This is a genomic window from Microbacterium sp. HA-8, assembly GCF_046111165.1.
Classification (GTDB): domain Bacteria; phylum Actinomycetota; class Actinomycetes; order Actinomycetales; family Microbacteriaceae; genus Microbacterium.
Window position 1 is genome coordinate 2,905,474 of record NZ_CP162025.1, and the last position, 13,970, is coordinate 2,919,443.

At 69.2% G+C, this 13,970-nt stretch carries 11 protein-coding genes; 8 read left to right on the forward strand and 3 right to left on the reverse strand.

Translation table 11 applies throughout. From position 1 onward, the window contains the following. The gene (locus AB2L57_RS13825) at positions 1-1,389 is read left to right on the forward strand and encodes a DUF222 domain-containing protein (protein ID WP_409047358.1); all 1,389 of its coding nucleotides are present in this window, start codon (positions 1-3) and stop codon (positions 1,387-1,389) included. 11 nt (positions 1,390-1,400) lie between these two features. Here AB2L57_RS13825 and AB2L57_RS13830 read toward each other — a convergent pair whose 3' ends face one another. Next, on the reverse strand, positions 1,401-2,786 hold the full coding sequence (locus tag AB2L57_RS13830) for an aminomethyl transferase family protein (protein ID WP_409047359.1): 1,386 nt from the start codon (positions 2,784-2,786) through the stop codon (positions 1,401-1,403). Between the two features lie 246 nt (positions 2,787-3,032). Here AB2L57_RS13830 and AB2L57_RS13835 point away from each other — a divergent pair, with 246 nt between their 5' ends. From AB2L57_RS13835 to AB2L57_RS13855, 5 genes are read left to right on the forward strand one after another with little or no spacing between them, the layout of a single operon-like run. After that, complete coding sequence (locus tag AB2L57_RS13835) at positions 3,033-3,815, forward strand: ABC transporter ATP-binding protein (RefSeq protein WP_409047360.1); 783 nt, start codon at positions 3,033-3,035, stop codon at positions 3,813-3,815. Beyond that, positions 3,802-4,512 carry an ABC transporter ATP-binding protein gene (locus tag AB2L57_RS13840; protein WP_409047361.1) on the forward strand — a complete coding sequence of 237 codons (711 nt, stop codon included), beginning with the start codon at positions 3,802-3,804 and terminating at the stop codon, positions 4,510-4,512. Before AB2L57_RS13835 ends, AB2L57_RS13840 begins: the two co-directional genes overlap by 14 nt. Before the next feature lie 2 nt (positions 4,513-4,514). Further along, entirely contained in the window at positions 4,515-5,396 is an 882-nt protein-coding gene (locus tag AB2L57_RS13845; protein WP_409047362.1) for a branched-chain amino acid ABC transporter permease, read from the forward strand. Then, positions 5,396-6,460, forward strand: coding sequence for a branched-chain amino acid ABC transporter permease (locus AB2L57_RS13850; protein ID WP_409047363.1), 1,065 nt, complete (start codon positions 5,396-5,398; stop codon positions 6,458-6,460). Before AB2L57_RS13845 ends, AB2L57_RS13850 begins: the two co-directional genes overlap by 1 nt. Then, complete coding sequence (locus tag AB2L57_RS13855; RefSeq protein ID WP_409047364.1) at positions 6,457-7,722, forward strand: ABC transporter substrate-binding protein; 1,266 nt, start codon at positions 6,457-6,459, stop codon at positions 7,720-7,722. Before AB2L57_RS13850 ends, AB2L57_RS13855 begins: the two co-directional genes overlap by 4 nt. A 54-nt stretch (positions 7,723-7,776) precedes the next feature. Here AB2L57_RS13855 and AB2L57_RS13860 read toward each other — a convergent pair whose 3' ends face one another. Beyond that, positions 7,777-8,436 carry a GntR family transcriptional regulator gene (locus tag AB2L57_RS13860; protein ID WP_409047365.1) on the reverse strand — a complete coding sequence of 220 codons (660 nt, stop codon included), beginning with the start codon at positions 8,434-8,436 and terminating at the stop codon, positions 7,777-7,779. 184 nt (positions 8,437-8,620) lie between these two features. Between AB2L57_RS13860 and AB2L57_RS13865 the strand changes: the two genes are divergently transcribed. After that, entirely contained in the window at positions 8,621-10,534 is a 1,914-nt protein-coding gene (locus AB2L57_RS13865; RefSeq protein WP_409048632.1) for an ABC transporter ATP-binding protein, read from the forward strand. Between the two features lie 9 nt (positions 10,535-10,543). Here AB2L57_RS13865 and AB2L57_RS13870 read toward each other — a convergent pair whose 3' ends face one another. Further along, complete coding sequence (locus AB2L57_RS13870) at positions 10,544-12,421, reverse strand: phosphoenolpyruvate carboxykinase (GTP) (RefSeq protein ID WP_409047366.1); 1,878 nt, start codon at positions 12,419-12,421, stop codon at positions 10,544-10,546. Between the two features lie 104 nt (positions 12,422-12,525). On the opposite strand from AB2L57_RS13870, the gene AB2L57_RS13875 reads away from it, so the two are divergent. Continuing rightward, positions 12,526-13,968: a helix-turn-helix transcriptional regulator gene (locus AB2L57_RS13875; RefSeq protein ID WP_292815135.1), complete on the forward strand. Its 1,443-nt coding sequence runs from the start codon at positions 12,526-12,528 to the stop codon at positions 13,966-13,968. Positions 13,969-13,970: the final 2 nt, after the last annotated feature.

Consider the following 13,970-nt stretch of genomic DNA (forward strand, 5'->3'; position numbering starts at 1 on the left):
ATGAAACCAATCCCCGGTGATGCACCCGACATGGACGTCGTCGGTGTGGATGCTGTCGCGGCGGGGTTGGCTGCGGAGTATGCGGCCGCGGTGGCCGCTATTGCCGCAGCGGAGGCGCAGGCGATGAGCGTGCTGGCGCGAGCGCAGGCGGTCGGGTTGGAGCGGGTGGCGGAGATCCCCCGCTCCGCCGGTCGCGAGGCCGAACTCCCGTTGCGGGCTTTGGCGGCGGAGCTGGGGGCGTGTGCGCGGCAACCCGATCGGTCGGTGCAGCGGCGGATGAACGACGCCCACACCCTCGTGAACCGGTTCGCGGCGACCTGGGACGCGCTGGCCGCGGGTGTCGTGTCGGTGGGGCATGTGCGGGCGATCGTCGAACACGGGGTGAAACTCACCGACCCGGAGGTTCGGGCCGCGTTCGAGACCGAAGCATTGGAGCGGGCCGCGTCCACCACACCCGGGCGGCTCGGACCGCAACTCGCGCGACTGGTGGAGCAGGTGCAGCCCACGACGTTCGCGGAGCGGCACAAGGCGGCAAGGGAAAGCCGCGGGGTCTGGGTGCGGGACGTCGAAGACGGGATGACCGAACTCCTCCTCCGGGGCCCGGCGGTGCCGGTGCACGGCATCCACGACATGATCACCCACATCGCCCGCGACGTCCTCAACACCGCACACGCCACCCAAGACACGGACGCCGAAGACACGGACGCGGCTGAAGCCGCGGACGCCGGGGCTGATGAGAAGGCCGACGCCGAGTGCGAAGCCCTGGTGGATTTTCGGACGCTGGATCAGGTGCGTGCGGACGTGCTCATGGAAATGGTCCTCACCCACCGGATCGACACCGAGACCGGCGAAGGACTCGGCGACGGACACGGCGGACTCGCCTCCATCCGCGCAACCGTCAACGTCACCGTCCCCGCCCTCGCACTCGCCGGCGTGACCGACGACCCCGCAGAACTCGTCGGACGCACCCCCATCGACCTCGACACCGCGAGAATCCTCGCGAAATCCGTTCCCGGATGGGAACGGGTCTTGGCTGATCCGATCACCGGCGGAGTCCTCGCCGTCGACAGATACACGCGTTCGGCGGATCTGACCCGATATCTGAGGGTGCGGGACCCGCACTGCAGATTCCCCGGATGCCGCATGCCCACCCATCGGTGCGACGTCGACCACGGGCAGGACTTCGCCCTCGGCGGGGCGACTGATCATCGAAACCTCTGCGCGCTCTGTCGACGACACCACACCCTCAAGGGCGAGACACCCTGGCGGGTGACGCACCACCCCGGCGGGGTGATCGAATGGATCTCCCCCGGCGGACTCCACTACACAGACACCCCACCACCCGTCACCATCGGATTCATCCCCGACCCCGACGACGCGCCCTTCTGACAGCGACGCCGTCAGCCGCGCGCTCCACCATCGGCGCGATACACCGTCCGCGCCCACTCGTGGTACGGGGCGGGAGCAACAGTCGCGCGGATGCGCACCTGACGGTGCGTGCGGTCGACCGAGTCCTTGCGCGAGATGGGATCCTCGCCCCACACCACCTCCACCTCCGCGCCGTCGGCGATGTCGACGTCGAGGGTCGCGAGAGACATGTACAGCTGGTCGTAGGAGACGTAGCCGGCGTCGGTGGAGATGCCCGCGGGGCGGTCGTGATGGCGAACCTCGTCCATCTGGAAGAGGCCGTAACGCGCCTTCGGAAAGTCGAGGAACTTCGCGGGCACACCCGGTTCGACCTGCGAGCGCACCACGGCGGCGACATCCTCGGCGTTCCAGAGCAGCGTCACCTTCCGACGCTTCTGATCGGCGGCATGCCGCTCCAGCGCGGCCCGACCGTGGAAGTCGTGGTCGAAGCGCACCGAACGCCCCAGACCGAGGTCGTACGGCGTCATGTAGTAGTCGCGGATGTCGTCGGAGAAGAACGACCCCGCCACCGATCCCGCGCGGACCGCGGGCAGCCACTCACGGTACTCGGCGAAGTCATCACCGAAGATCGCGGGAAAAGGCGTCGGCACCCAACCGGACTCCAGCGGAGTCGCCGAGTAGGCTTTGGCGCCCACACGCCGGATGTCGAATTCGGCGCCGGCGTCGAGGATCGCCTCGAGCACCGCATCCGCGTCCTCCCACGGCCCGAAGAACTCGAAGCCGGGCTGACCCGCCATTCCGTGTCGCAGCGCCTTGACCGCCCGGCCGCCGATCGTGACATCGCCGATATGGAAGAACTTGATCTCGGGCGGGGGCCCACCGAAGAGCTTCGTCATCACCTCGTTCGCCCGCGGCCCCTGCAACTCGTACCGATAGAAGGTCGGCGGACCCTGACGCATGTGCGAGTTCGCCTCGAGCCTGTGATGCACGTCCTTGCCTGCCGCCTGCGCCTTCTCGGCGTTGAAGCGCACCCAATCGATGAGCAGGTGATGGCCGATCAGCACGAGCCCCTCGGGGGCGTCTTCGTTGTAGAAGAGGATGCCGTCGCCGATGAGGTACCCCTCGGCGTTGACGCTGATGAGCTGCTTGGCCACACCGGGACGGAACGTTGCGAACGTGTTCGGTGAGATCGTCTCGAGCAGGGGGATGAGGTCGGCACCGCCGAGGAACAGTTGGGTCATATGGTGCGACTGGTCCATCAGCGCCACCGACTCGTTCCATGCGCGCTGCTCGTCACGCCAGTTCGTGAACTCCGGGGCGACCGGGAACGTGAAGGCCGGCCAGTTCTGGTTGCGCAGCAGCTGCACGGGTGATCCTGCGCGAGCGATCGCGGCGGCGAGGGATTCGGATGTCATCATCGACCTTCCTGTCGGTTGCGCTCCGATCGTACGAACGCGCGCCGCACGGGGCTGCGATGCTTCCGCTCATCGGAATCGCCACACCCGTCTCGTCGCCCCCGCGCGAGCATGGGGATCACGATCCGGACACAGGCGGCAAATCCACACCAAAATCGTTGACAATCTCCGGACGAATCCGTAGCGTCCCAGTCGCAGGGACATGTGCCCCGGTCGACCGCAATGATGCAACGACGAAAGAGGTGAGCGATGGCCGCTCGTTTGACGCTGCACGACGTGAACCTGCGCTTCGGGGGCGTGAAAGTCCTCGAGGACGTCGGCTTCACGGTCGAGCCCGGCCAGATCTTCGGCCTCGTCGGTCCCAACGGCGCCGGCAAGACGTCGCTGTTCAACTGCATCAGCGGGCACTACAAGCCCACGTCGGGATCGATCCGCATCGACGACTCCGAGGTCGCGGGTGTCGCCCCCGCGAGCCTCGCCCGCCACGGCCTTGCCCGCACCTTCCAGCATCCGGCTCTGCAGCTGCGTGCGAGCGTGCTCGAGAACGTGCTCCTCGGCGCGCACACACGGCTGCCGGGAGGCCCCCTCACCTGGTCGCTGCGCCTGCCCGGCACCGGTCGCGCCGAGCGCGCGCGCCGCACCGAAGCGCGCGAGCTGCTCGAGCGCAACGGGCTCGGCTGGGCGGCCGACCTGCCCGCCGACGAACTCTCCCACGGCCTGCACAAAGGCATCGAGCTCTGCCGTGCACTGCTGATGAAGCCGCGGCTGCTGCTGCTGGACGAGCCCGCCGCGGGACTCTCGCACGGCGAGGTCGAGCAGTTCAGCACCACCATCAAGCGTCTGCAGGCGGAGGACGACATCACGGTCGTCATCGTCGAGCATCACATGGGGCTGATCTCCGCCCTCACCGACCGGGTCGTCGTCCTCGACCACGGCAAGAAGCTCATGGAAGGCACGGCCGCCCAGGCGCAGTCCGACACACGGGTCATCGAGGCCTACATCGGGAAGGACGCGGTGGATGACGCTGCTTGAACTCGAGGACGTCACGGCGTTCTACGGCTCGGTCCAGGTGCTGGAGGGCGTCTCACTGAGCGTGCCCGAAGGCGGTGCGGTCGGCATCCTGGGCGCCAACGGCGCGGGCAAGACCACCACGCTGCGCGCGATCAGCGGCACGGTGCGCGCGGGCGGGCGCATCACCTTCGCGGGCGAGAACATCCGCGGCACCCGGCCCGACCGGGTCGCCGGCCTCGGCATCGCCCACGTGCCCGAGGGCCGGGGCACGCTCGGCGGCCTGACAGTGCGCGAGAACCTGCGCGTGGGGGCATACCTGCGCAAGGACCGCCGGTCGATCGCCGCCGACATCGACTACTGCCTCGATCTCTTTCCCCAGCTGAAGGACCGCATCTCGTCGGCGGCGTCGGCGCTCTCCGGTGGCGAGCAGCAGATGCTCGCCGTCGGCCGGGCGTTCATGGCTAAGCCCCGCCTGCTGCTGCTCGACGAAGCCTCGCTCGGGCTCGCGCCCAGCACCGCCCGCAACGTCTACGCGGCGATCCGCCGACTGCGCGAAGAGTCGGGCATCGCGATGCTCATCGTCGAGCAGAACGCGACGCTCGCCTTCAGCCTGGTCGACACCGCCACGGTGCTCGAGACCGGCCGCACCGTCCTCACCGGAACCTCGGACGAGCTCAAGGGCATGGACGAGATCCGCCGCGCGTACCTGGGAGGCTGAGCGTGGGAACCTTCGTCCAACTCGTCATCGACGGCCTGTCGGCCGGATCGATCTACGCCGCCCTGGCCCTCGCCATCGTCCTGGTCAACCAGGCCACCGGCCTGATCAACTTCGCACAGGGCGGGATGGCGGTCCTCTCCGCCTACATCGCGTACACCTTCCTCGGGTGGGGCGTGCCCCTGATCCTCGCGATCATCGCGTCGGTCATCGTCTCTTTCCTCCTCGGCGCGTTCATCGAGCGTTACCTCATCCGGCGGTTCGAGGGCGGCGATCCCGACACGGCGATCGTCGTCACGGTGGGTCTGCTCACCCTGATCACGGGACTGGCCGGATGGATCTGGTCGTACAACAACCTGCCGTTCCCCTCGCTGTTCCCCGTCGCGAGCATCGACGTCCTGGGCGCGGTGGTCAGCGTGCGGTCGCTCGGGACGACCCTCGTGATCATCGCGATCATGGTCGCCCTGCAACTGGTCTTCCTGCGCACCAAGCTGGGCCTGGCGCTGCGTGCCGTCGCCGACAACCCCCAGTCCTCGGCATTCTCGGGCCTGCCCGTCGGTCGACTCCTCATGGTGGGCTGGGGTCTGGCCGCCGCACTCGGCGCCATCGCCGGCGCACTCGTCGCCCCGCAGCTGACGCTCACGCCCGGCATGATGGACACCGCCCTCGTCTACGCACTCGCCGCCGTGATCCTCGGTGGGCTGAGCAGCCCCGTGGGTGTCGTCGTCGCCGCCTGGGCCATCGGCGTGCTCGAGAACCTCGCCGCCGTCTACGTGCCCTTCATCGGTCACGACCTCAAGATCGCGGTGCCCTTCATCCTCATCTTCGTGACCCTGATCATCCGCCCCCAGGGCCTCTTCGGCCGGAAAGTCGTGGTGCGCGTCTGATGTCCTCCCTCTCGAGCATGCTCAAGAACCCGTGGGCGACGCGCGCCCTGGTGCTCCTCGTCGCCGTGCTGCTCGTCGCCGCACCGCTGATGCTGCCCGTCTTCGCCAATCAGACCCTCGTGCGCGTGGGCGTCTTCGCCGTCGCGGTGCTGGGTCTGAACATCGTCATGGGCTACACGGGCGTCGTCTCACTCGGCCAGATCTTCTTCCTGGGCCTGGGCGCCTATGTCACGGCCTACGGGGTGACGAATGACTGGAACATCGTCCTCGTCTTCGCTCTCGCCATCCTCATACCCGGCATTGCGGGCCTTCTCGTCGCCCTCGCCGCGGCTCGCCTCGGGGGCCTCGCGGTCGCGATGGTCACGATCGCGTTGCCCATCGTCGGCGTGCCGCTGGCCAAACGTCTGTCCGATTTCACGGGCGGGTCGCAGGGTGTATCGGCACGGTTCTCCGGCGCGCCCGAGTGGACCGGCCTCGACGACGACCAGTGGCAGTTCTACATCGTGCTCGTCATCGCCGCGGCCGCCTTCGTTCTGGCGCGCAATCTGGTGCGCGGCAAGTTCGGACGCGCTCTGGCGATCGTGCGCGACAACGAGGCGGTCGCCTCCTCGATGGGGATCTCCCCCTACCGGTACAAGGTCATGGCCTTCACGATCGCCTCCATGTTCGGCGGGGTCAGCGGATTCCTCTACCTCGTCGCCGTCCAGTACACCTCTCCCGAGACACTCGCCTTCCACCACTCGATCGAGCTGCTCGCGGCGATGGTGATCGGCGGAGCGGGGAGCATCGTCGGCTCGCTCATCGGCGGCGCCTACTACGTCTTCGTCCCGCAGATCACGAACGTGATCGACGCCAACCTGACCGCCGTCATCCAGGGTGCGATCCTGCTCGTCGTGCTCTTCCTGCTGCCCGGCGGCCTGGTCAGCCTTCCGCGGGTCGTGCGGCGCCTGGTCACCCGCGCGCGCGGCGACCGATCGCACTCGTCGAGCCCACCACCACGGGATCCCTCGCAGGACGACGCCGTGGAGCATCCACAACACACAGAGAGGCAAGGCAACGCATGAACATTCGAAGGAGAAGGGGAGGCATCGTCGGCATCGTCGCCATGACGGGCATCCTCGCCCTCGCCGTGTCGGGCTGCGCGCGAGACGGCGGCGACAGCGGTGGCGACGACGGCGAGACCGCCGCGAGCCCGGGTATCACCGACACCTCGATCACGCTCGGCATCACGACGCCCCTCTCGGGTGCCACGGCCGGACCCGGCACCTGCACGGTCGCGGGTGTCACGGCGTACTTCGGCGCGGTCAACGCCGCGGGTGGCGTCGAGTTCGGCGACGGCGTGACCCGCACGGTCGAGATCGAGGCCTATGACGACGCCTACGACCCGCAGCAGTCTCTCGCGAACTTCCAGCAGATGGTGTCGGACGACGTGTTCGCGGTCACCGCGGGCCTCGGCACGCCGACCAACCGCGCCTTCCGCGACGCGGCGATCGACGAAGAGGTGCCGCAGGTGCTGGTCATGACCGGCGACCCGCTCTTCAGCAACACCGAGGAGAGCCCCTGGCAGCTCGGCTTCGTGCCGATCTACCAGAACGAGGGTGCCGCGTTCGGCGAGCTGCTCGCGTCCTCGAGCGAAGATCTCACGGTGGCGATCCTGTCGCAGAACGACGACTACGGCGAGGGCTACGTGGAAGGCTTCAAGGAGGCCATCGAGGGCGTGGACAACATCGAGATCGTCGGCGAGCTCACCTACGAGGCCACCGACACCTCGGTCGACGCGCAGCTGACCGAGCTCGCCGCGACCGACGCCGACGTGTTCTTCAACGCCATGTCGATCACCCCGCTCGTGATCTCGTCGCTGCTCAAGACACAGGAGATCGGCTGGCTACCCAGCTGGTTCCTGCCCTCGAACACCTCGAGCCCCGTCGCGATCCTCCAGCCGGGCAACGCGACGGCCTTCCCGGGCGTGTACTCGGTGTCCTTCGCCAAGGCGCCGGCATCCCCCGCGTTCGCCGAGGACGAGGATGTCCAGACCTTCCTGTCCGACCTCGCGGAGTACGCCGACTACCCCGACATGCCGGCGTTCCCGCACTGCATGTGGAGCTACATGGTCGGCGCGACGCTCGAGCAGGCGTTCCAGGGCATGACCGAGCCGACGCGCGAGAACTTCCTCGAGTCGCTGCGCAGCATCTCGGACTTCCAGGCGCCGCTCATGCTCGAGGGCACCTATGTCGACACGACGGTCGATGGCCAGCCCGCCGTCTCGACGGTCGTCGTGCAGAAGTACAACGGCACGGGCTACGCGAACGCCGACACGTTCGGGTAGCCGCGAGCACGCGACAGGGCCCGGTCGGATCCGCTCCGGCCGGGCCCTGTCGCGTCAGTCCATCGCGCGCAGGACGTCGACGATGCCCTGCAGGTGCGCGCGAGTAGCCGCCTCCGCCGCGTCGGCATCCCGCGCGAGCACCGCGTCGATGATCGCGATGTGCTCGGGCGCGGACTGCGCCGCACGGCCCGGGTGAAACGCCAGCCGGAACTGATGCCGCGCCGACTGGGCGCGCAGCCGCTCGAGCAGTTGTGTCGCCGTCTCGTGCGCGCTCATCTCGCGCAGCATCCGGTCCATCTCCTGGTTGAGCCGCGAGTACTCCACGAGGTTGCCGGCATCGACGGCACGACGGATGTCGTCGCGCAGCATCCGCAGCTCTTCGGCGTCGTCCGAGGTCAGGTTCTCGGCGGCCTTGCGCGCGCAGAGGGATTCGAGTCCGACGCGCACCTCGACGATCTCGACCGCCTCGTCGACGCTGATCGCACGCACGCGGGCACCCTTGTTGGGCAGCCGCTCGACGAGACCCTCGCCGGCGAGGTTCAGCAGCGCCGTGCGCACCGCCGCCCGCGTCGCACCGAACCTGTCGCTGATGTCGGCCTCGATGAGCCTCTGGTGCGGCGCGAATTCGCCGCCGAGAATGGCGTCGCGGATGAGCGCTGTCAGATCGGGACGCGCCGCGAGGTCGGCGTCGGCGAGGGGCGATGCGGAAACCACGGATACCTCCTGTTGCTCGCGGCGTCGGCGGCGGCACCGCGTGATGCACAGACAGTACCGCAGACGACGATATTGGCGCCGACTTTCACGCCAATCCGACGTCACCCCCGCACCCGCGACGCGTCTCGGGCAAGTACGGTCGAAGGTGGGGCGACCGCGCCCCAGGATCAGGAACCCCATGAGCATGCCCGCACCCGAATCCGCCACCCCTCGCCGCCGCGGCCGCCGCCGCCCGCCCGAGGGCCCGCGCGCGACGTTCCGCCAGCTGCTGCCCTTCCTCCTCGAGCACAAGAGGGTACTCGTGGTCGTGGCGATCCTGAGCGTCCTCGGCGCGGGTGCGACCCTCGTGCAGCCGCTGCTGGTGGGCCAGGTCATCACCCGCGTGCAGGTGGGCCAGTCGCTCGGCGCGCTCATCTGGCTGCTGATCGGCTTCGTCGTCGTGTCCTCGATCATCTCGGGCTATCAGCACTACCTCCTCCAGCGCACCGGCACGGCCGTGGTGTACTCCAGCCGACGCAGACTCATCGCCCGCATCCTGCACCTGCCGATCAGCGAGTTCGACGCACGGCGCACGGGCGACCTCGTCTCGCGCGTGGGTACCGACACGACTCTGCTGTACGCCGTGCTCACGCAGGGACTCGCCGACGCCGTCGGAAACGCGCTGATCCTCGTCGGCGCGCTCATCGCGATGCTCCTGATCGACCCCCTGCTGCTGGGGCTGATCGTGCTCGTCATCGGCGGCTCGGTGGTCGTCGTCACCCTGCTCAGCGGACGCATCCGCACGGCGTCGACCGAGCAGCAGACCAAAGTCGGCGAGCTGGCCTCCGGCGTCGAGCGGGCCGTCGGCTCGATCCGCACCGTGCGCGCCGCCGGTGCCACCGACCGCGAGATCGCCTCGGTGACCGCCATGGCCACCGAGGCGTACGGGGTGGGCGTGCGCATCGCCCGCGTCTCGGCGCTCGTCGTGCCGATCGCGGGCATCGCGATGCAGCTCTCTCTGCTCGTCGTGCTCGGCGTCGGCGGCTTCCGCGTCGCGGCGGGGGCGATCACGATCGCCCAGCTCGTCACCTTCGTCATGTTCCTCTTCCTACTCATCGCGCCCCTCGCGTCCACGTTCGGCGCGATCACGAGCGTCAACCAGGCGCTCGGGGCCCTCGGCCGCATCCAGGAGGTGCTCGACCTGCCCACCGAGGACGCCGAGGACGGCGCCCCGCGGCAGAAGCCGGAGACGGATGCTGTGGCCACAGCATCCGCGCCCGTCCCGGCGATCGTGTTCCGCGACGTGAGGTTCCGCTACCCCGAGGCGGTGGTCGAGGCCCGAGAGAAGGCCGCGGCCGAGGCGCGCGCCGTGCTGGAGCAGGCCCACGTCGAGCGACCCGCCGCCGAGGCCGCGGTGGCGGAGGTCGAACCCGTCGATCGCGAGGTGCTGCGCGGGGTGTCCTTCGATGTGCCCCGCGGTGCGCGCGTCGCCCTCGTGGGACCGAGCGGTGCCGGCAAGAGCACGATCCTCTCGCTCATCGAGCGCTTCTACGATCCCACCGCCGGCGCGATCCTGCTCGACGGGGTGGATGTGCGCGACATCGCACGGACCGATCTGCGCGCGCGATTCGGGTACGTCGAGCAGGATGCGCCGACACTGGCGGGCACGATCGCCGACAATCTGCGTCTGGCCTCACCCGACGCCGATGACGCGGACTGCGAGCGCGTGCTGCGCGAGGTCAACCTCGGCGAAGTGCTCGAGCGCAGCCCGCTCGGCATCGACGCACCCGTCGGCGAGGACGGCGTCATGCTCTCGGGCGGCGAGCGTCAGCGGCTCGCGATCGCGCGCGCACTGCTGGCGGCCCCGCCGATCCTGCTGCTGGATGAGTCCACGTCATCGCTCGACGGCGTCAACGAACAGCGCATGCGCGACGCGATCGATGCCGTCGCCGCCGGGCGCACCCTGCTGGTGATCGCGCACCGCCTGTCGACAGTGGTCGACAGCGACCTCATCGTCGTGCTCGAGCACGGCCGGGTCGTCGGCGCGGGCACGCACTCCGAGCTGGTGGAGTCGACGCCGCTGTACCGCGACCTCGCACGCCACCAGCTGCTGGTGTGAGCCCGCGGGTCAGGAGCTCGCGGCCTGCTTGAGCCGGTACCGCAGTGCGGAGAGCTCGGCCTGCAGAGCCGGGGGCACGCGGCCGCCGAAGGTGCCGTAGAACTCCTCGGTAAGGTCGGCCTCGACACCCCAGGTCTGGGGGTCGATCGCGAAGAGCTCCTGCAGGTCGGCCTCGGGCACATCGATGCCGTCGAGGTTGAGGTCGGAGGTGTGCGGAAGGCGCCCGATCGGGCTCTCCACCGCGCCGACCTCGCCGTGCAGGCGACGCACGACCCACTCGATGACGCGGGCGTTGTCGCCGAAGCCGGGCCACAGGAACCGGCCGTCATCGCCGCGCCGGAACCAGTTGACCTGGAAGATGCGCGGCGCGCGGTCGAAGCGCAGCTTCTGGCCGACCTTCAGCCAGTGCCCGAAGTAGTCGGCCATGTTGTAGCCGCAGAAGGGCAGCATCGCGAACGGATCGCGCCGCAGCTCGCCGACCGTGCCCTCGGCCGCCGCCGTGCGCTCGGACGAGATGTTGGAGCCCATGAAGACGCCGTGGGTCCAGTCGGTGGCTTCGACGACGAGCGGCACGTTCGTCGCGCGGCGCCCGCCGAAGAGGATGGCATCCAACGGCACCCCCTCGGCGGCCTCCCAATCGGAGGCGATCTGCGGGCACTGCCCGGCGCTGACCGTGAAGCGCGAGTTGGGGTGCGCGGCGGGGCGGCCGGAGTCGGGCGTCCACGGGTTGCCCTCCCAGTCGGTCAGGTGTGCCGGCGGCTCGTCGGTCAGGCCCTCCCACCACACGTCGCCGTCGGGACGCAGGGCGACGTTGGTGAAGATCGTGTTGCCCCACAGGGTCTCGACCGCGGTGACGTTGGTCGACTCCCCCGTGCCCGGAGCGACGCCGAAGAATCCGGCCTCGGGGTTGATCGCCCACAGGCGCCCGTCCTCGCCGGGGCGCAGCCAGGCGATATCGTCGCCGAGCGTCTCGACGCGCCAGCCGGGGATCGTCGGGCGCAGCATCGCGAGGTTCGTCTTGCCGCAGGCCGACGGGAACGCCGCCGCGATGTGGTATTTGCGCCCCTGCGGGTCGATGACGCGGATGAGGAGCATGTGCTCGGCGAGCCAGCCCTCGTCGCGACCGATGACGGAGGCGATGCGGAGGGCGAAGCACTTCTTGGCGAGGATCGCGTTGCCGCCGTAGCCCGATCCGTACGACCAGACCTCGAGCGTGTCGGGGAAGTGCACGATGTACTTCTCCTCGTTGCAGGGCCACGCCTCGCTCTTCTCGCCGGGCGCGAGCGGCGCGCCGACCGAGTGCACGGTCTTGACCCACGGCTTGCCCTCCGCGATCTGACGCGTGACGTCGGCGCCGACGCGCGTCATGATGCCGATCGACGCCACCGCGTAGGGGCTGTCGGTCACCTGCACGCCGATGTGCGAGAGGGGTCCGCCGACGGCCCCCATCGAGAACGGCACGACGTACATCGTGCGCCCTCGCATGCTGCCGGCGAAGATCTCGGTCATCGTCGCGTGCATCTGCGCGGGGTCGGCCCAGTTGTTGGTGGGTCCGGCGTCCTCCTCGCGCTCGGAGGCGATGTAGGTGCGGCCCTCGGTGCGAGCCACATCGCTCGGGTGCGAGCGCGCCAGGTACGAGCCGGGACGCCACTCGGGGTTGAGCTTGATCAGGGTGCCGTCGGCGACCATCTGACGCAGGAGGGCGTCGTTCTCGGCCGCGGACCCGTCGACCCAGTGGATGCGGTCGGGCTGCGTCAGCGCGGCGATCTCGTCGACCCAGCGGTGCAGGTCGGCGAGCCCGGGCTCATCGGCGGGCCTGCGACCGTAGTCGGTGACGGGGTGGATGCGGGCGGTGGTGCGGCTGGTGAAAGTCTCGGCGAGTGCCATCTGTCGCTCCATTTCGAAGATTGACCCCATTACATCGCGGCCACACTCCTTCTTGAGGCGAAAATGACTCGAAAGAAATCCACTTCTTTCACTATGCTCAAAACATGCCAGGCACCGCGCTCGAGCTCTCCACACTGGGCCACCGCATCCGACACCACCGCCTCACCGCGGGTCTCACCCTCGACGAGCTGGGGGCCGCCGTCGGCGTCGCCGGCAGCCAGCTCAGCCTGATCGAGAACGGCAAGCGCGAACCCAAGCTCTCCCTGCTGCAGGCGATCGCCGACGCCACGGGCACCGACGTGTCCGACCTCATCTCGGGCGAACCGCCCAACCGGCGCGCGGCCCTCGAGATCGAGCTCGAACGCGCGCAGGCGAGCCCCACGTTCCGGCGCCTGGGCATCGCACCTGTGCGCGTGACGAAGGGGATGTCGGATGAGACGCTCGAGACGATGCTGGGCATGCATCGCGAGCTGCAGCGACGCGAGCGCGAGGCCATCGCGACCCCCGAGGAGGCCCGCCGGGCCAACACCGAGCTGCGGCTGCGGATGCGCGAGATCGACAACTACCTGCCCGAGATCGAGAAGCTCGCCGAGAAGCAATTGCGCCTCGCCGGCCACGTCTCCGGCGCACTCACGCACCGCACGGTGAGCATCATGGCCGAGCGACTCGGATTCGAGCTGATCTATGCGGCGGATCTGCCCTCGTCGACCCGCTCGATCACCGATCTCGAGAACGGACGCATCTATCTGCCCCCGGCATCCATCCCCGGCGGCCACGGCCTCCGATCGATGGCGCTGCAGGCCATGGCCCACCGCCTGCTCGGCCACACCCGCCCCACGGACTACGCCGACTTCTTGCAGCAGCGCCTCGAGATCAACTACTTCGCCGCGTGCTGCCTCATGCCCGAGGGCGCCGCGGTCGCCTTTCTGCAGCAGGCCAAGAAGGACCGCAACCTCGCCGTGGAGGACTTCCGCGACGCGTTCGGCGTGACGCACGAGGCCGCGGGCATGCGCATGACCAACCTCGTCACCCATCACCTGGGCATCTCCCTGCACTTCCTGCGGGTGGGGCACAACGGAGCGTTGCAGCGGGTCTACGAGAACGACGACCTGCCCCTGCCGATGGATGTCACCGGTTCGGTGGAGGGGCAGATCGTCTGCCGCCGATTCTCGGCCCGCGGGGCGTTCTCGCAGCAGAACCGCACGACCGAGCACTACCAGTACACCGACACCCCCGCCGGCACCTTCTGGTGCTCGACGCAGACCGGCACGACGCCCGACGGCGAGTTCTCGATCACGGTGGGCGTGCCCTTCGACGACGCCCGCTGGTTCCGCGGCCGCGAGAGCGCGGCGCGCGCGGTATCGACCTGCCCCGACGAGGCCTGCTGCCGACGCCCCGCGAACGAGGTCGCCGAGCGCTGGGACGGCAGGGCCTGGCCCTCGGCCCGGGTCCACACGCAGATGTTCTCGCCGCTGCCGCGCGGCGCCTTCCCGGGCGTGGACGACTCGGAGGTCTACGCGTTCCTGGATCGGCACGCCGAGGGATGACG

What these genes read in the sequence shown, in the direction of transcription:
- AB2L57_RS13840 (WP_409047361.1), top strand. Translation starts at nt 3,802, where the DNA reads ATGACGCTGCTTGAACTCGAGGACGTCACGGCGTTCTACGGCTCGGTC.
- AB2L57_RS13875 (WP_292815135.1), top strand. Translation starts at nt 12,526, where the DNA reads ATGCCAGGCACCGCGCTCGAGCTCTCCACACTGGGCCACCGCATCCGA.
- AB2L57_RS13855 (WP_409047364.1), top strand. Translation starts at nt 6,457, where the DNA reads ATGAACATTCGAAGGAGAAGGGGAGGCATCGTCGGCATCGTCGCCATG.
- AB2L57_RS13835 (WP_409047360.1), top strand. Translation starts at nt 3,033, where the DNA reads ATGGCCGCTCGTTTGACGCTGCACGACGTGAACCTGCGCTTCGGGGGC.
- AB2L57_RS13830 (WP_409047359.1), bottom strand. Translation starts at nt 2,786, where the DNA reads ATGATGACATCCGAATCCCTCGCCGCCGCGATCGCTCGCGCAGGATCA.
- AB2L57_RS13870 (WP_409047366.1), bottom strand. Translation starts at nt 12,421, where the DNA reads ATGGCACTCGCCGAGACTTTCACCAGCCGCACCACCGCCCGCATCCAC.
- AB2L57_RS13850 (WP_409047363.1), top strand. Translation starts at nt 5,396, where the DNA reads ATGTCCTCCCTCTCGAGCATGCTCAAGAACCCGTGGGCGACGCGCGCC.
- AB2L57_RS13865 (WP_409048632.1), top strand. Translation starts at nt 8,621, where the DNA reads ATGCCCGCACCCGAATCCGCCACCCCTCGCCGCCGCGGCCGCCGCCGC.
- AB2L57_RS13825 (WP_409047358.1), top strand. Translation starts at nt 1, where the DNA reads ATGAAACCAATCCCCGGTGATGCACCCGACATGGACGTCGTCGGTGTG.